This is a genomic window from Gemmobacter aquatilis, from assembly GCF_900110025.1.
GTDB lineage: Bacteria > Pseudomonadota > Alphaproteobacteria > Rhodobacterales > Rhodobacteraceae > Gemmobacter > Gemmobacter aquatilis.
Map to the genome: position 1 here is coordinate 93,334 of NZ_FOCE01000001.1, position 15,924 is coordinate 109,257.

General features: G+C 68.2%; 14 protein-coding genes. 2 read left to right on the forward strand and 12 right to left on the reverse strand.

Annotated features, from left to right (window positions below):
* The first annotated feature begins 352 nt into the window (after positions 1-352).
* Both BMX43_RS00450 and BMX43_RS00455 read left to right on the forward strand, forming a co-directional pair.
* The gene (locus tag BMX43_RS00450) at positions 353-847 is read left to right on the forward strand and encodes a (2Fe-2S)-binding protein (protein WP_091295148.1); all 495 of its coding nucleotides are present in this window, start codon (positions 353-355) and stop codon (positions 845-847) included.
* On the forward strand, positions 840-4,277 hold the full coding sequence (locus BMX43_RS00455) for a molybdopterin cofactor-binding domain-containing protein (protein ID WP_091295152.1): 3,438 nt from the start codon (positions 840-842) through the stop codon (positions 4,275-4,277). The genes BMX43_RS00450 and BMX43_RS00455 overlap by 8 nt, the downstream gene beginning before the upstream one ends.
* A 31-nt stretch (positions 4,278-4,308) precedes the next feature.
* On the opposite strand, the gene BMX43_RS00460 is transcribed toward BMX43_RS00455, so the two are convergent.
* From BMX43_RS00460 to thiC, 12 genes are all read right to left on the reverse strand, one after another.
* A complete protein-coding gene (locus BMX43_RS00460; RefSeq protein WP_091295154.1) occupies positions 4,309-5,034 on the reverse strand; it encodes a FadR/GntR family transcriptional regulator in 726 nt (241 codons plus the stop codon).
* Position 5,035: 1 nt separating this feature from the next.
* Entirely contained in the window at positions 5,036-6,013 is a 978-nt protein-coding gene (gene yjfF, locus BMX43_RS00465) for a galactofuranose ABC transporter, permease protein YjfF (protein ID WP_091295157.1), read from the reverse strand.
* Positions 6,010-7,056: an ABC transporter permease gene (locus BMX43_RS00470; protein WP_091295163.1), complete on the reverse strand. Its 1,047-nt coding sequence runs from the start codon at positions 7,054-7,056 to the stop codon at positions 6,010-6,012. The genes yjfF and BMX43_RS00470 overlap by 4 nt, the downstream gene beginning before the upstream one ends.
* Positions 7,053-8,579, reverse strand: a complete 1,527-nt coding sequence (locus BMX43_RS00475) for a sugar ABC transporter ATP-binding protein (RefSeq protein WP_091295166.1) — start codon at positions 8,577-8,579, stop codon at positions 7,053-7,055. Before BMX43_RS00475 ends, BMX43_RS00470 begins: the two co-directional genes overlap by 4 nt.
* A gap of 101 nt (positions 8,580-8,680) precedes the next feature.
* On the reverse strand, positions 8,681-9,649 hold the full coding sequence (gene ytfQ / locus BMX43_RS00480) for a galactofuranose ABC transporter, galactofuranose-binding protein YtfQ (protein ID WP_091295169.1): 969 nt from the start codon (positions 9,647-9,649) through the stop codon (positions 8,681-8,683).
* Positions 9,650-9,802: 153 nt separating this feature from the next.
* Complete coding sequence (locus BMX43_RS00485; protein WP_091295172.1) at positions 9,803-10,513, reverse strand: hydroxymethylpyrimidine/phosphomethylpyrimidine kinase; 711 nt, start codon at positions 10,511-10,513, stop codon at positions 9,803-9,805.
* Entirely contained in the window at positions 10,510-11,463 is a 954-nt protein-coding gene (locus tag BMX43_RS00490) for a HesA/MoeB/ThiF family protein (protein WP_091295175.1), read from the reverse strand. The genes BMX43_RS00485 and BMX43_RS00490 overlap by 4 nt, the downstream gene beginning before the upstream one ends.
* A complete protein-coding gene (locus tag BMX43_RS00495) occupies positions 11,460-12,071 on the reverse strand; it encodes a thiamine phosphate synthase (protein WP_091295179.1) in 612 nt (203 codons plus the stop codon). Before BMX43_RS00495 ends, BMX43_RS00490 begins: the two co-directional genes overlap by 4 nt.
* Complete coding sequence (locus tag BMX43_RS00500; RefSeq protein ID WP_091295182.1) at positions 12,068-12,856, reverse strand: thiazole synthase; 789 nt, start codon at positions 12,854-12,856, stop codon at positions 12,068-12,070. The genes BMX43_RS00495 and BMX43_RS00500 overlap by 4 nt, the downstream gene beginning before the upstream one ends.
* A 1-nt stretch (position 12,857) precedes the next feature.
* The gene (gene thiS, locus BMX43_RS00505; RefSeq protein WP_091295185.1) at positions 12,858-13,055 is read right to left on the reverse strand and encodes a sulfur carrier protein ThiS; all 198 of its coding nucleotides are present in this window, start codon (positions 13,053-13,055) and stop codon (positions 12,858-12,860) included.
* On the reverse strand, positions 13,045-14,007 hold the full coding sequence (locus BMX43_RS00510) for an FAD-dependent oxidoreductase (RefSeq protein ID WP_091295187.1): 963 nt from the start codon (positions 14,005-14,007) through the stop codon (positions 13,045-13,047). The genes thiS and BMX43_RS00510 overlap by 11 nt, the downstream gene beginning before the upstream one ends.
* Entirely contained in the window at positions 14,004-15,851 is a 1,848-nt protein-coding gene (gene thiC / locus BMX43_RS00515) for a phosphomethylpyrimidine synthase ThiC (protein ID WP_091295190.1), read from the reverse strand. The genes BMX43_RS00510 and thiC overlap by 4 nt, the downstream gene beginning before the upstream one ends.
* Positions 15,852-15,924: the final 73 nt, after the last annotated feature.

The following is a 15,924-nucleotide window of genomic DNA, read 5'->3' on the forward strand; positions in this document are numbered from 1 at the left end:
GCGTGCAAGACCGGCCCTCGCCCTGTCCGCCCTGCGGACGGCCCGGCGCGGGCCAGCCGGTGCCACGGCGAAACCGCCATCGGCATCCGACCACCCACGATCTGTGCGCCGAAAATGCCATCCCGGCGCGGATAGGCCTTGCAGAGAAGGAACCCGAGTTGTTCATCAGGGATATCGTCCTCCGGCCCCCGGTCTTCGCCACCATGCCCATGCTCCTCGCATCCCCCTGCCAGAACACGCCCCACCGGACAGATCGCCCGCCAGAGGGCGACACCTGTTTCCAACGCAGATAAATGCGTTCAAACATCCTCAACCTCACGACGCCAGAACTGCAGGGGCAATCGGTGTGACAATGGGTCTCAGCTTCACTCTCAATGGCCATCCGCTCTCGCTCGACGCGGATGACAAGGCGCTTTTGCTGGATGTCCTGCGGCAGGATCTGGGGCTGACCGGGCCGAAATACGGCTGCGGTCTGGCCCAGTGCGGCGCCTGCACGGTTCTGGTGGATGGCAAGCCCGCGCGGTCCTGTGTGCTGCGCGCGGCGCGGGTCGCGGGGTGCCATGTCACCACGCTGGAAGGTCTGGCCGATCCGCAGACGGGGGCGTTGCATCCGGTGCAGCAGGGCTTTCTGGAAAAGCAGGGCGCCCAGTGCGGCTATTGTCTGAACGGCATGGTGATGTCTGCCGTGGCTTTTCTGGCGCATACCCCCGCACCGACCGAGGCAGAGCTGCGCCACGCGCTGCGCGACAACCTGTGCCGCTGCGGCACGCATCAAGAGATCATCGCAGCCGTTCTGCGCGCCGCCGAGCTTCTGGCCGCATCCGGGGAAAGCCGCGCACATGACTGATCCGGCTGGCATCCTGTCGATACACGAAGATCTGGACGGCCAGCGCGTCATCCATCTTCAGATGCAGGCCGACGGGATCGTGACCGGGTTCAACGGCCATGTCGATCTGGGCACCGGCATCGAAACCGCGCTGGCGCAGATCGTCGCCGAAGAGCTGGACCTGCCGCTGGACGCGGTGCAGATCGTTCTGGGCGATACCGCGCGCACCCCGGATCAGGGGCCGACCATTGCATCGGAAACCATTCAGGTGACAGCGGCGCCCCTGCGCATCGCCGCCGCCCAGATGCGGCACTTTCTGGCCGGGCGCGCGGCACGGCGGCTGAATGCGCCGCTCGATGGCGTGACGGTCCGCAATGGCCGGGTGCAGTGGCGTGACACCTCGGTCAGCCTGGCCGAGATGGTCGCCGGGCTGGATCTGTCGATGCGGCTGGACCGCACGGTGCCGCTCAAGCCGGTGGCCGACTATCGCATCGTCGGCCAGCCGGTGGGGCGGCGTGACCTGCCGCAAAAGCTTGCCGGGCAATATCCCTATATCCACGACCTGCAGGTGGCGGGGATGGTGCATGGCCATGTGATCCGCCCGCCCTATGCCGGGCGCGACAGCGGCGCTTTCGTCGGGCACAGCCTGATCGGGTATGACGCGGCGGCGGTGGCGGGCATGGCCGGGCTGATCGGCATCGTGCGCGAGGGTGATTTTCTGGCCGTGGTCGCCGAAACCCCGCAACAGGCGCAGACGATTGCCGAGGCGCTGCCGGTGCAGTGGCGCCTGCCGCCGCCGCTGCCCGATATGGCCGATCTGAAGACCACGCTGCAACAGGCGCCCTCCACCCCGCGCGTGCTGGACCAGACGGGGGATTTTGCAGCGGGGCTGGCGGGCTGCGCCACCCGGCTGGACCGGACTTATCTCTGGCCCTATCACCAGCATGGCTCGATCGGGCCCTCCTGTGCCGTGGCCGACTGGAACGGCGGGCAGCCGGTGGTCTGGGGCGGCACGCAGAACCCGCATATGCTGCGCGCTGATCTGGCACGGCTGGTGGGGCTGCCGCCGGACGCAATCGAGGTGCGCCGGTTGCAGGCGGCGGGCTGTTACGGGCGCAACTGCGCCGATGACGTTTGCGGCGACGCGCTGCTGCTGTCGCGGGCCGTGGGGCAGCCGGTGCGCGTGCAACTGACCCGCGCGCAGGAACATCTGTGGGAACCCAAAGGGGCAGCGCAGGTGATGGAGGTATCGGGCGGGCTCGACACCTCGGGCGGGATCGGCGCCTATGCGCTCGATACCTGGTATCCGTCGAACAACGCGCCTAATCTGGCGCTGCTGCTGACCGGCCGCCTCTCGCCCGAACCACGCCCCTCGGACATGGGCGACCGCACGATCATCCCGCCCTATCGCATCCCCCACAAGCGGATCACCGTGCATGACATGGCACCGCTGGTGCGGGCGGCGTGGATGCGCGGTGTTTCGGCCCTGCCCAACACCTTTGCGCATGAAAGCTATGTCGATGAACTGGCCTTTGCCGCAGGTGAAGATCCGGTGGCCTTTCGCCTGCGCCATCTGGACGACCCGCGCACCGCCGATCTGGTGCGCCGCACCGCCGAGGCCGCCGGCTGGGCCGAGCGCAGCGGCCCGCGCCTGCGGCGCGCGGGGCGCATGGCCTATGGGCAGGGCTTTGCCTTCGCCACCTATGTCCATGGCCCCTTCCCCGGCACGGCCGCCGCCGCCGCCGCCTGGGTCTGTGATGTGGCGGTGGATACCGAAACCGGTGAGGTGACGCTGAGCCGCGTGTTCGTCGGGCAGGATCAGGGGCTGGTCATCAACCCCGAGGGGGTGCGGGCGCAGATCCATGGCAACGTGATCCAGACCGCCAGCCGCGTGCTGCGCGAAGAGGTGACCTTCGACGCCATTGCCCCGACACCGAAAAGCTGGGCCAGCTATCCGATCCAGACCTTCGACGAGGTGCCCGCCATCCGCAGCCTGCTGATCGAGCGACCCGACGCCCCGGCGCTTGGGGTGGGCGAAAGTGCCGCCGTCCCCGCCGCCGCCGCCATTGCCAACGCGATCTTCGACGCGACGGGCGTGCGCCTGCGCGCGGCGCCCTTCACCCCCGAAAAGCTCCGGCAGGCGCTTCAGGCGCAGGGGGGCACCGCGCCTGCGCTGGCGCCCCCTGCCCGCCCCGCCCCCGGCTTTCTGGCGCGGCTGGGTCTGGCCCGACCGCTCGCGCGGGCCGCCGCCGCGATGGGCGGCGCGCTGACGCTGGGGGCGGTGGCCCTGCCCTTTCATGCGGCCATTCCCCCCTCTCCGGCCCCGCTCGCCACCAATTTCTCGGCCGAAACCCTTGCGCGCGGGCGGCAGGTCTTTGCTGCGGGCGATTGCGCGGTTTGCCATACGGCAGACGGCGGCACGCCCCATGCGGGCGGGCGGGCCATGCACACGCCCTTCGGCACGGTCTACACGACGAACCTGACCCCCGACCCCGCAACCGGCCTTGGCCTGTGGTCGTTCGAGGCGTTTGATCGCGCGATGCGGCATGGCATCAGCCGGGATGGCAAGAACCTCTACCCGGTCTTTCCCTATACCGCCTTCGCCCGGATCGAGGCCGAAGACATGTTCGCGCTTTACGCCTATCTGCAGACGCTGCCCCCCGTGGCGCAACCGACGCCGCAGGCTGCGATGTTGGCGCCGGTCAACCTGCGCCCGGTCAATGCGCTGTGGAACACGCTGTTTCACGATGCCCGCCCCTTTGCCACCGATCTGGCCAAGTCGGATCAATGGAACCGCGGGAAATATCTGGTGGAAGGCGCCGGGCATTGCAGCGCCTGCCACAGCGGGCGCAATCTGCTGGGGGCCGAGCGCCGCGGCGCCGCCGCCTATGGTGGCGCCATGGTCGAGGGCTGGTGGGCGCCGCCGCTGGCCGGACCTGCGGCGCAGATGCGCGGCTGGGACGAGGCCGCGCTGTTTTCCTATCTGCGGCAAGGCCATGCCCCGGGCCTGGCCAGCGCCTCCGGCCCGATGGGCGCGGTGGTGGCCAGCCTGACCGCCCTGCCCGATGCCGATATCCGCGCCATGGCGACCTATCTGGCGGATCTGGCCGGGCCGCCCCTGTCCGCCCCCGCCCCGACGGCAGAGCCGTTGCCCGGCCCGGCGTCGCGGCTGTTCCGCGCGGCCTGCGCCAGTTGCCACGCGCCCGGCCTGCCCGACACGCTGACAGCGGCGCAAGTGCCGCTTGCCGGCGCGGCCGTCTTGCGCGCGCCCACCCCCGAGGGCCTGCGCACCGTGATCCGCCACGGCATCGCGGCCCCCCTGTCGCTGCCGCTGCGCGACATGCCGGGCTTCGCCGACGAGCTTTCGGCCCCGCAGATCGAGGATCTGATTCACTATCTGCGCGCCCGCTATGCGCCAGATCTGCCCGCCTGGCCGGGGGCGGGGCGCTGAGGGGGGCGGGCGATGCGGCCCCATCCGCCCGTCACGGCGCGGCCAGAATCTCCTGCATCAGCCGCCGCGCCGCACTTTCCTCGCCCCGCTCGATCGCCGCGACCAGCCCGGCATAGGTCTGCGCCCGGGCCGGGGCCAGCCCGCCGGGCGGGGTCTGCTGGTCCGGGCCGATCCGCGCCCGCACGTCCAGCGCCACGCCAAATTCGGCAAGGGCATTGGCCGCGCGCAGGAAAGGGTTGCCCGAGGCTTCGGCCACCACGCGATGGATCTCGAACTCTGCCATCGCAAAGGGCTCGGGCTGCTGGCTCATCACCTCGCGCTGTTTCAGCCAGTAATGCAGAAGCCGCATATGCTCGCCCTCGCGGTGCAGCGCGGCCTGCCCCGCCGCCTCCACCTCCAGGCTTTGGCGCACGGTGCGAAAGGCCGCCAGCATGGCGGGCGACGGCCCGGCGTCCAGCATCCAGGACAGCACCTGACGGTCGAACAGGTTCCAGCGCGGCTGCGGCAGCACCCGGGTGCCGACCTTGGCCCGCGCCTCCACCAGCCCCTTGGCCTCAAGCGTCTTCAACGCCTCGCGCAGCACGGTGCGCGAAACGCCGAACCGGTCCATCATCTCGGCATCGCCCGGCAGGATCGACCCGATCGGCATCCGGCCCGACACGATGGCAATCCCCACCTCGTTGATGACGAACGAATGGTAGTTTCTGGCTGGCTGGCGCCCGGTGAGCGCGTGAATCAGGCTCCCGGGTTCGCTCATGTCATGTCTTCCAAGCAAGCTTCCGTCGACGGGGCGCGGCCGTGAAGACCAGCCGTTGCAGCAGGATGAACATAAACAAAAGCCCGCCGATGACAATCTTGGTCCACCAGCTCGACAGGGTTCCGTCAAAGACGATATAGGTCTGCACCAGCCCTTGCAGCATGACCCCGATGAAGGTGCCCGCGACAAGCCCGTAGCCCCCGGTCAGCAGCGTGCCGCCGATCACCACGGCAGCGATGGCATCCAGCTCCACCCCGAGCGCCGAAAGCGAATACCCCGCCGAGGTGTAGAGCGAAAAGACCACCCCGGCCAGCCCCGCCAGCGTCGATGACAGCGTGTAGATCAGCACCGTTGTCCGCGCGACCGGAACCCCCATCAGCGCCGCCGAGGTTTCAGACCCGCCAAGCGCATAGACACAAGAGCCGAACCGGGTGCGATGGGCCAGAAGGATGCCAAAGGCAAAGACCGTCAGCATGATCAGCCCGATCACCGTCAGCCGCCCGCCGCCGGGCATCAGGATGTAGGATTTCGACACCGCCGTATAGAACCCGTGCTTGATCCCGATACTGTCGGGCGACAGGACCGAGGCGGCCCCCCGGGCCAGAAACATCCCCGCCAGTGTCACGATGAAGCTGGGCACCCGCAGATAGTGGATCGCCGCCCCCATCGCCGCGCCGAACAGCGCTGCCACCGCCAGCGCGATGGCAAAGGCCACCAGCGGATGCAGCCCCGCCCACATCACCAGAACGGCGATCAGAACCGTGGTGAACCCGATCACCGCCCCCACGGACAGATCAATCCCCCCCGACAGGATCACGAAGGTCATCCCGACCGCCGCAACACCCAGAAAGGCATTGTCGGTCAGGAAGTTGCCGAAAACACGCGTCGAAAACATGGTGGGGAACTGGATCACGGCCAGAACATAGGCCAGCGCAAAGATCGTGGCGGTGGCAAACAGCGGTCGCAGGCTGCGGTTCATGTCCGGCCCCTCTTCATGCGGCGGTTTTGCAGGATGCTGGCGGCCAGCGGCGATTGCAGGATCAGGATGGTGATGATGACCCCGGATTTGACCACAAGATTGAACTCGGGCGAAAAGCCCGAGATCAGGATGCCGGTATTCATCGCCTGGATGATCAGGGCGCCCACCACCGACATCGGGATCGAGAACCGCCCGCCCAGCAGCGAGGTGCCGCCGATCACCACCGCCAGAATGGCATCCAGCTCCAGCCAGAGGCCCGCGTTATTGGCATCCGCGCCCCGGATGTCGCCCGCGACGATCAGCCCGGAAATGGCGGCACAAAGCCCGGCAAAGGCATAAACCACCAGCAGCAGCGCCGAACTGCGGATCCCGGCAAAGCGCGCGGCGGACCTGTTCACCCCCACCGCCTCGATCAGCAGGCCAAGCGCCGTGCGCCGCACCAGCAGCGCCGCGCCGGTCATCAGCAGCAGCGCGATCGCCACCGGCGTCGGCAGACCCAGCACCGATCCGGTGCCGATGAAGATCAGCACCGGGTCGGCAAAGGTGACGATGGACCCTTCGGTGACAAGCTGCGCCAGCCCGCGCCCGGCCACCATCAGCACCAGCGTGGCGATGATCGGCTGGATATCCAGCAGTGTGACCAGCACCCCGTTCCACAGCCCGCAGACCAGCCCCACCGCCAGCGCCGCCGCCACCGCCAGACCTGCGGGCCAGCCCGCCACAACCATCGCGGCCGCAACCGCTCCGGCAATCGCCATGACCGCGCCCACCGACAGATCCACCCCCTTGGTGGCGATCACCGCCGTCATGCCGATGGCCAGAATGGCGACCGGCGCGGCGCGGTTCAGCACGTCGATCAGGCTGCCGAACAGCCGCCCGTCCTGCCAGGTGATGCTGAAGAAGCCCGGAAACAGCAGCCAGTTCACCAGCAGCACCGTTGCCAGCGCGATGAACTGCGGTCGCACCAGCGCCTCGGCCAGCGTCTTGGGGCGCGGCCCGGGCGGTTCATGCGCGGGGCGAAGCTCGATCGTCGGTCGGGTCATGGCTGCGCCTCCGGGGCGGGGGTTTCGGCGATGGCCTGCACGATCGCATCCGGAGCAACGGCAGCACCGGACAGTTCGGCCACCATCTCGCGGTCACGCATCACCACGACGCGGTTGGAATAGGCCACCACCTCCTCAAGCTCGGACGAAATGGCGAACAGCGCCAGCCCGTCCTCGCGCAGGCGGTTGATGGTGCGCACGATTTCGGCATGGGCCCCCACGTCAATGCCGCGGGTCGGTTCATCCAGAATCAGGAAACTCGGGTCGATGGCCAGCCAGCGCGCCAGGATCACTTTCTGCTGGTTGCCCCCCGACAGCAGCTTCACCGGCATGTCGGGGCTGGCGGCGCGGATGTCCAGCGCCTCGGCATGGCGCCCGGCAAGCTCCACCTGGTCCTCGCGGTTCAGCGCCCTGAACCAGCCCAGCTTGGCCTGCAAGGCGATGATGATGTTCTCGCGCACCGACAGCTCGCCGAAGATGCCGTCGATCTTGCGATCCTCGGGGCAAAAGCCAAAGCCCGCCGCCACCGCCTGCGCCGGATTGCGGATGGTGACGGGGGTGCCGTCCACCAGAATTTCGCCGCTATCCGCCGCATCCACCCCGAACATCAGCCGCGCAACCTCGGTGCGCCCGGAGCCGAGCAGCCCCGCCACCCCCACAACCTCGCCCTCATGCACCGAAAGGGTCACCGGGGCCACGCTGCCCTTGCGGCCCAGATTGCGGAAGGTGACCCGCGCCGCCCCGCGCCGCGCATCGGCAACGCCGGTCGGATGGTGGTCGAAGGCCACATCCTTGCCCAGCATCATCCGCACCACATCGGTCGCAGACAGGCCCTGCAAGGATTGCGTGGCGATCTTGCGGCCATTGCGCAGGATGGTCACCCGGTCACAAAGTTCAAAGACCTGGCCAAGAAAATGCGTGATGAACACGATCCCCAGCCCGCGTGCCTTCAGCTTGCGCACCACGTCGAACAGGCGCTCCACCTCGTTGCGGTCAAGGCTGGCGGTTGGTTCGTCCAGCACCAGAACCTTGCCCGAAAGCTCCACCGCCCGCGCGATGGCGACAATCTGCTGCACGGCCACCGAATAGTCGGACAGATCGGCCCGCACGTCGATCTCCAGCCCGTAATCGGCCAGAAGCCTGCGCGCCCGCGCCTCGATCTCGCGCCGCCGGATCAGGCCGAACCGGGTGGGCTGGCGCCCCAGAAACAGATTTTCCGCAACCGAGCGGTTGGGCAACAGATTCACCTCCTGATAAACGGTGCCGATGCCATGGCCCTGGGCCTGCAACGGATCGCGAAAGCTCACCGGCACCCCGTCCAGGAGCATCTCGCCATGATCGGGCTGATAGGCGCCGGTCAGGATCTTGATCAGCGTCGATTTGCCCGCGCCGTTCTCCCCCAGCAGCGCATGAACCTCGCCCGGTTTCAGCTCGAAATCCACGCCGCCAAGCGCGGTATGCTGGCCGAAAATCTTGACGATGCCGCGCGCCTCCAGCACGGGCCGCCCCTCTGCTGCCTGCATCCGCAAGCCTCCCCCCTTCGATATGCCTCCGCCCGCGAGTGTCATGCCGGGGCGGCTCAAAAGCAACCTCTGGCCGGGTTGCCCCGGCCAGAGGCACCGGCTCAGTAGCCCAGCCCCTTGCGGCTGTCATATTCGCCCTGCGGATTGTCGGCGGGGGTATAAAGCTTCGATTCCGTGATGATGAACTTCTCGGGCACGGTGCCATCGTTCAGATAGGCATCCAGCGCATCGAAGGCCGGGCCGGCCATGTTGGGGGTCAACTCCACCGTGGCATTGGCCTCGCCCGCAACCATGGCGGCAAAGATATCCGGCACCGCGTCGATCGACACCACCAGAATATCGCTGCCCGGCTTCAGCCCCGCATCCTTGATCGCCTGGATCGCGCCCACCGCCATGTCGTCGTTATGGGCGTAAACCGCGCAGATCGACGCGCCGCCGCCCTCGGCCTTCAGAAAGCCCTCCATCACTTCCTTGCCCTTGGCGCGGGTGAAATCGCCGGTCTGGCTGCGGGTCAGCGTGATATTGGCCGCACCTGCGATACCTTCCTCGAACCCCTGCTTGCGGTTGATCGCGGGCGACGACCCCACAGTGCCTTGCAACTCCACCACGTTGCACGGCTTGCCGCCCACGGCGCTCACCAGCCATTCGCCCGCCACGCGGCCTTCCTTCACCTGATCCGACGCCACCGAGGTCAGATACAGATCCTGCGAGGCGTCAATCCCGCGGTCCAGCAACACAACCGGGATTCCGGCCTCCTGCGCCTCGGTCAGCACCTCGTCCCAGCCGGTCGAGACGACCGGGGCAACAAGGATCGCATCCACGCCCTGCGCGATGAACCCGCGAATGGCCTTGATCTGGTTTTCCTGTTTTTGCTGCGCATCCGCGAATTTCAGCTCGACGCCGCGCTTTTCCGCCTCGGATTTCGTCACCGAGGTTTCTGCCGCGCGCCAGCCAGATTCCGAACCGATCTGTGAAAAGCCGATGACCTTGCCGGTCAGTTCGGCCTGGGCTGCCGTGGACAAAAGCGCCGCCAGCCCCGCGCCAAGCGCGAGTTGCTTCAGAAGTGCCATGATTCCTCCCATGTGATTTTGGCCACGCTCCTCAACGCGGCTCACCATGAGGCTATCAAAAGTAATACTATATGAAAATAGGGTCATCCTGCACCTGCAGCATCCGGGCCAGAGGGCGCCCGCGAACCGGCGGGCACAGACGCAAGCGGCAGCTCAAGGCCCTGCCCCCCACCATGTATCCAGATGGCGCTTTGCGCGCGCGCAGGCCGTGGGCAGATCCGCCCCTTGCGCCAGATGGGCCGCGATGGCACTGGCCAGCGTGCACCCCGTGCCGCGCCTGCTGCCCGCCCTGCGCGGCGCGGCAAAGCGCAAGGGCGCCCGGCCCGGGCACCACAGCCAATCGACCGCCTCCGGCCCCTCGGCATGGCCGCCCTTCAGCAGCACCGCCTGCGCGCCCCTCGCAAAGACCCCGGCGGCAAGCTCTGCCAGCGAAGCGCCGGGGGCAAGGCCGGTCAGCAGCGCCGCTTCGGGCAGGTTCGGCGTCAGCAGCGCCGCCCGCGGAATCAGCCGGGCGATCATCGCGGCCCGCCCGCCGTCATCCAGCAACACGGCCCCGGCGCTGGTCGCCAGAACCGGGTCCAGCACGAAAGGCACATCGGGCAGGGTTTCGGCCACGGCCGCCACGATCTCTGCCGTGGCCAGCATCCCCAGCTTGGCCGCCCGCACGGGGCCTGCCGCCCGGATCTGCGCGGCCACCATGGCGGCGGGGATCGGATGCACGCAACAGCCGCCCCCCGCATCCTGTGCGGTTACCGCCGTGGCCGCCACCCGCGCCGCGATTCCGTGACCGGCCAGCACCGCCAGATCGCGGGCCAGCCCTGCCCCGGCAGAACTGTCCAGCCCCGCGATGACCAGCACGCTCATTGGCCGTCCGCCAGCAAGGCAAGCGAAGCGGCCCCCCGCGCCGCAAGAACCTGCGCGCCCCGCCAGGCCCGCAGCCCCGACGAACAGCACAGCACAACCCGCCCTGCATCGGGCAGCGGCCAGTTGGCCAGATCTTCCGGCGCCACCCGCTGCGCGCCAGGAACCACAGCCACCGAACCGGCCGGGCGCAGATCGACCACCGTGTCGCCGCGGCTGATCTGCGCGGCGGCAACAAAGCCGACCCCCGGCGCTTCGGGGGCCCCCGCAAAACTGAACCCGCCCAGCCGCCAGCTGCCCAGATCCAGCGTGACGACGCGGCCCAGCGGGCTTGGCTGCAACCCGATCAGACAGGCCAGCACCATCTGCGCCTGCACCGCCCCCAAGGTGGCCACCACCGGCCCAAGAACCCCCGCTGTCGCACAGCTTGCCGCCAGAGCGGGCAGGTCGGGAAACACGGCGCGATAGCTGGGCGCCGCGCCGCAAAAGCCACCCGCATAGCCGGATTGACCAATGACCGAGGCCGAGATCAGCGGCTTGCCTGCGCCAAGGCACAGATCCGACAGGGTATAGGTCACGGCAAAGCTGTCGGCGGCATCCACGATCACATCCGCCGCGGCGATCAGGTCCGGCGCATTGGCCGGATCAAGCCGCGCGACAAGCGGCAGGGGCTGGCAGTCGGGATTCAGCGCCTGCACATGCCGGGCGGCGGCTGTGGCCTTTGGCCTGCCGATGTCCGCCGCGCTGTAAAGCGTCTGACGGTGCAGGTTGGCCAGCTCGACGGTATCCGGGTCGATGATGGCCAGATGGCCGACCCCTGCCCCCGCCAGCGCCGGGATCACCGTGCAGCCCAACCCCCCTGCCCCGACCACCAGCACCCGCGCCCCGGCCAGCCTTGCCTGCCCGGGCCGCCCCACCCCCGGCACCGCGATCTGGCGGGCATAGCGGCTCATGTCGCGGCCCTTTCGGGCCGGACCGCCTGCAACCAGACCCGGCTGCGCGCGTCGGGTTCCGCTGCGGTCACAAGATCCGTGACAACCGCCGCCACATCGGCCCCGGCGGCAAAGACGGCGGGCAGACGTTCGGGGGTCAGGCCCCCGATGGCAACCAGCGGCATATCCCCGATCCTCGCCTTCCAGCGCGCCAGTTTCTCCAGCCCCTGCGGCTGCCATTTCATCTGCTTGAGCGCGGTGGGATAGATCGGCCCAAGGGCGATATACGCCGGGCGCAGCGCCAAGGCCCGCTCAAGCTCGGCACGGTCATGGGTGGAAATCCCCAGCCGCAGCCCGGCACGGGCAAGCACAGGCAGGTCGGCGGTATCCAGATCCTCCTGCCCCAGATGCACGAAATCCGCCCCCCCGGCCAAAGCCTCGCGCCAGTGGTCGTTGACCACAAGCTGCGCGCCATGGCGCTGGCAGGCGGATCGGGCGGCGGCGATCTGCCGGGGAACATCCGCAGCATCGCCCTTGAAGCGCAGCTGGACCAGCCTCGCCCCCTGTGCGACCACCCGGCCCACCCAATCGGCATCGGGCAGCACAGGATAAAAGCGCGGCAGGATCATGGCCGCCCCCCGAGGTTCAGGTCGGCCAGCCCCAGCACCGGGGTCGAGGGCACTGCCATATCGCGCGGCGGCATCAACCCGGCCTCATAGCCGATCCGCCCGGCGGCCACCGCTTGCCCGAAGGCGTGCGCCATCGCCACCGGATCGCCCGCCTTCGCCACGGCGGTGTTCAGCAGAACGGCATCAAACCCCAGTTCCATCGCCCGCGCCGCCTGACTGGGCGCCCCCAGCCCCGCGTCAATGATCAGCGGCACCTGCGGAAGATACCGCCGCAGCGAGACCAGCGCCTCGGCATGGCGCAGCCCCTGCCCCGATCCGATCGGCGCCCCCCAGGGCATCAGCACCCGGCAACCCGCATCCAGCAGCCGCTCGGCCACGATCAGATCCTCGGTGGTATAGGGGAACACCTGAAACCCCTCGGCACACAGGATGCGCGCCGCTTCGACCAGCGCAAAGGGATCGGGCTGCAGCGTGTCGGCATGGCCGATCACCTCCAGCTTGATCCAGCTTGTCCCGAACACCTCACGCGCCATCTGGGCGGTGGTGACGGCCTCGCGGGCGGTATGGCAGCCTGCGGTATTGGGCAACAGCCGCGCGCCGCTGGCTTGCAGCAGCGACCAGAAGCCGCTGCCAGCACCGGCAGCCCGCGCCGCCTCCCGCCGCAGCGACACGGTGATCACCGCCGCGCCAGAGGCAGCAATGGCCGCAGTCAACACCTGTGGCGATGGATATTGCGCGGTGCCCAGCAGCAACCGCGACGGCAGGTCAATGTCGTAAAGCCGCATCTCAGCCCCCCTGCATCGGGGCCAGCACTTCGATCCGGTCGCCCTCCTGCACCGGGGTCGTGGGGCGGGCACTGGCGGGAATGAACGCGCCGTTGACGGCGGTGGCCACAGCCGCGCCACCATACCCAAGTTCGGCCAGAACCTCGGCCAGACTGGCCGCGCCGATGTCGTATCGAGTTCCGTTCAGGTCAATCTGCATGGGCGGCCTCCTGTTCTGCTCGGGCGAACTGGTCGGCCAGTTGCGCGGCCAGCGCCGGGGCCGTCAGAAAGCCGTGGCGATACAGCCCGTTCAGATGCCAGCGCCCGCCAGCCCTGACGATACGCGGCAGGTTGTCGGCAAAGGCAGGGCGCAGACCGCTGGCCGTCTCCAGAATGGTGGCCTCGGCAAAACCCGGATGCAGGGTGAAGGCCGCCGACATCAGCTCCATCGCGCTGCGCAGGGTGATCGGGCCGGGATCGTCGCTTTCCAGCATGGTGGCGCCGATCATGTAAATCCCCTTGCCGCGCGGCACGACATAGACCGGAAAGCGCGGATGCAGCAGCCGGATCGGCCGGGTCAGCGTGACGCCGGGGCAATGCAGCAGCAGCATCTCCCCCCGCACGGCGCGCAGCCCGGGCAGATCGGCGCGGGCGGCAATGCCCCGACAGTCGATATCGGCCTGTTCAGGGGCAAGCCGGGTCTGGCTGCGGATCGCAACACCGCGCTGGCGCAGCCCATCGGCCAGCGCCACCAAAGCAGCACGCGGATCAAGATGTGCCTCTCCGGCATAGAACAGGCCAGACGCAAACCGCCCCGCAAGATCGCCTTCCAGCCCGGCGATGCCATCCGCCTCCAACCGCCTGTGCCCGCTGGTACGGGCGGCAAAACGGTCAAGCTCGGCCCGGTCGCGGTCCGGGGCCACCACCAGCGAGCCGCGCCGCGCCACTCCCGGCACCCGCGCGGCCCACCAGTCGGCCGCGTTCGCCCCCAGCCGCGCCACCTCGGGCGCCGCTGTTTCACCTTCGACCCAGGGGGCAATCATGCCCCCCGCCAGCCAGCTTGCGCCCCCATGAACCGGCCCGCTGTCCACCAGCGCGACCGGCAGGCCGCGTTCCGCCAGGGTGGTTGCGACGCACAGCCCCGCAACCCCCGCCCCCAGAATGGTGATCATTCCGCGCCCTCCGCAGCGGGCAGATAAACCTCGCCTTTCTCGCGGAATTTCAGCGCCATCGCCGCCATGCCCTCGGCCTGCGCCCCCAGATCCTGCGCGGCGGCCCGGATGTCATGGCTGATCCGCATCGAGCAGAACTTCGGCCCGCACATCGAACAGAAATGCGCGGTCTTGTGCGCCTCTTTCGGCAAGGTTTCGTCATGGAACGACCGCGCGGTATCGGGGTCGAGCGACAGGTTGAACTGATCCTCCCAGCGGAACTCGAACCGCGCGCGGCTCAGCGCATCATCGCGCGCCTGCGCCCCCGGCAGGCCCTTGGCCAGATCGGCGGCATGGGCCGCGATCTTGTAGGTGATCACGCCCATCTTCACATCGGCACGGTCAGGCAGGCCCAGATGCTCTTTCGGGGTGACATAGCACAGCATCGCGGTCCCGAACCAACCGATCATCGCCGCCCCGATGGCGCTGGTAATATGATCATATCCGGGCGCAATATCGGTGGTCAGCGGCCCCAGCGTATAGAACGGCGCCTCGCCACAGGTGGCCAGTTGCTTGTCCATATTGGCCTTGATCTTGTGCATCGCCACATGGCCCGGCCCTTCGATCATCACCTGGCAATCCTTCGCCCAGGCGATCCGGGTCAGCTCTCCCAGCGTCTCCAGCTCGGCAAATTGCGCGGCGTCATTGGCATCCGCGACCGAGCCGGGCCGCAGGCCGTCGCCCAGACTGAAGCTGACATCATAGGCCCGCATGATGTCGCAGATGTCGTCGAAATGGGTGTACAGGAAGCTTTCCCGGTGGTGATGCAGGCACCACTTTGCCATGATCGAGCCGCCACGGCTGACAATCCCGGTCACGCGCCCTGCGGTTAACGGAATATGATGCAGGCGCACGCCCGCATGGATGGTGAAGTAATCCACCCCCTGTTCGGCCTGTTCGATCAGCGTGTCGCGGTAGATCTCCCATGTCAGGTTCTCGGCCACGCCATCGACCTTTTCCAGCGCCTGATACAGGGGCACCGTGCCAATCGGTACCGGCGCATTGCGCAGAATCCATTCGCGCGTGTTGTGGATGTTGCGGCCGGTTGAAAGGTCCATCACGGTATCGGCGCCCCAGCGGATCGACCAGACCATCTTGTCCACCTCCTCGGCCATCGACGAGGTAACGGCGCTGGTGCCCATGTTGGCATTGATCTTGACCGCAAAGTTGCGACCGATGATCATCGGCTCCAGTTCGGGGTGGTTGATGTTGGCAGGGATGATCGCGCGCCCGGCGGCAATCTCCTGCCGGACGAATTCGGGCGTGACAAGATCAGGGATCGCGGCACCGAAATCCTCGCCATCACGGGCGCTGCCCGACGCGGCGGTGCGGCCCAGATTTTCGCGGATCGCCACATATTCCATTTCAGGCGTGATGATCCCGGCACGGGCATAGGCGAGCTGGGTGACAGCCTTGCCCTCAACGGCGCGCAGCGGCGGGCGCAGGTGCGGAAAAGCCGGTACCAGCCGCTCGCCGGTGGCAAAGCCGTTGTCGGCAGGTTGGACGGCGCGCGCCGCATAAGCCACGCAATCGCCGCGCGCGCTCACCCATGCGCCGCGCACCGGCGCCAGACCCTGCGCGATATCGGTGGCAATCGCCGGATCGGTATAGGCACCGGAGGAGTCATAGACCGTCACCGGCGGCTCGCCCGCAGAAGGGTGAAGGGCGATCTGGCGCATCGGCACCCGCAGATCGGGATGGAGGACACCCGGCACATAAACCCTGGTGGAGCCGGGCAGCGGGCCGGTGGTGACAGAGGGCAGCGCCGGCCCGCTGGTCTGTGGGATCTGGGTCGTCTGGTTCATCAAAGCCTCTTCGCGTTGATGACCCGTGGTAAAGGGAAAGAAGCCGGGATTACGCCCGTATGGACGCCCCGTT

Coding starts and splice junctions, on each gene's coding strand:
- BMX43_RS00500 (WP_091295182.1), bottom strand. CDS start 12,856: ATGCGGCTTTACGACATTGACCTGCCGTCGCGGTTGCTGCTGGGCACC.
- thiS (WP_091295185.1), bottom strand. CDS start 13,055: ATGCAGATTGACCTGAACGGAACTCGATACGACATCGGCGCGGCCAGT.
- BMX43_RS00490 (WP_091295175.1), bottom strand. CDS start 11,463: ATGAGCCGCTATGCCCGCCAGATCGCGGTGCCGGGGGTGGGGCGGCCC.
- BMX43_RS00475 (WP_091295166.1), bottom strand. CDS start 8,579: ATGCAGGCAGCAGAGGGGCGGCCCGTGCTGGAGGCGCGCGGCATCGTC.
- BMX43_RS00455 (WP_091295152.1), top strand. CDS start 840: ATGACTGATCCGGCTGGCATCCTGTCGATACACGAAGATCTGGACGGC.
- BMX43_RS00460 (WP_091295154.1), bottom strand. CDS start 5,034: ATGAGCGAACCCGGGAGCCTGATTCACGCGCTCACCGGGCGCCAGCCA.
- yjfF (WP_091295157.1), bottom strand. CDS start 6,013: ATGAACCGCAGCCTGCGACCGCTGTTTGCCACCGCCACGATCTTTGCG.
- BMX43_RS00470 (WP_091295163.1), bottom strand. CDS start 7,056: ATGACCCGACCGACGATCGAGCTTCGCCCCGCGCATGAACCGCCCGGG.
- BMX43_RS00495 (WP_091295179.1), bottom strand. CDS start 12,071: ATGATCCTGCCGCGCTTTTATCCTGTGCTGCCCGATGCCGATTGGGTG.
- BMX43_RS00485 (WP_091295172.1), bottom strand. CDS start 10,513: ATGAGCGTGCTGGTCATCGCGGGGCTGGACAGTTCTGCCGGGGCAGGG.
- BMX43_RS00450 (WP_091295148.1), top strand. CDS start 353: ATGGGTCTCAGCTTCACTCTCAATGGCCATCCGCTCTCGCTCGACGCG.
- thiC (WP_091295190.1), bottom strand. CDS start 15,851: ATGAACCAGACGACCCAGATCCCACAGACCAGCGGGCCGGCGCTGCCC.
- BMX43_RS00510 (WP_091295187.1), bottom strand. CDS start 14,007: ATGATCACCATTCTGGGGGCGGGGGTTGCGGGGCTGTGCGTCGCAACC.
- ytfQ (WP_091295169.1), bottom strand. CDS start 9,649: ATGGCACTTCTGAAGCAACTCGCGCTTGGCGCGGGGCTGGCGGCGCTT.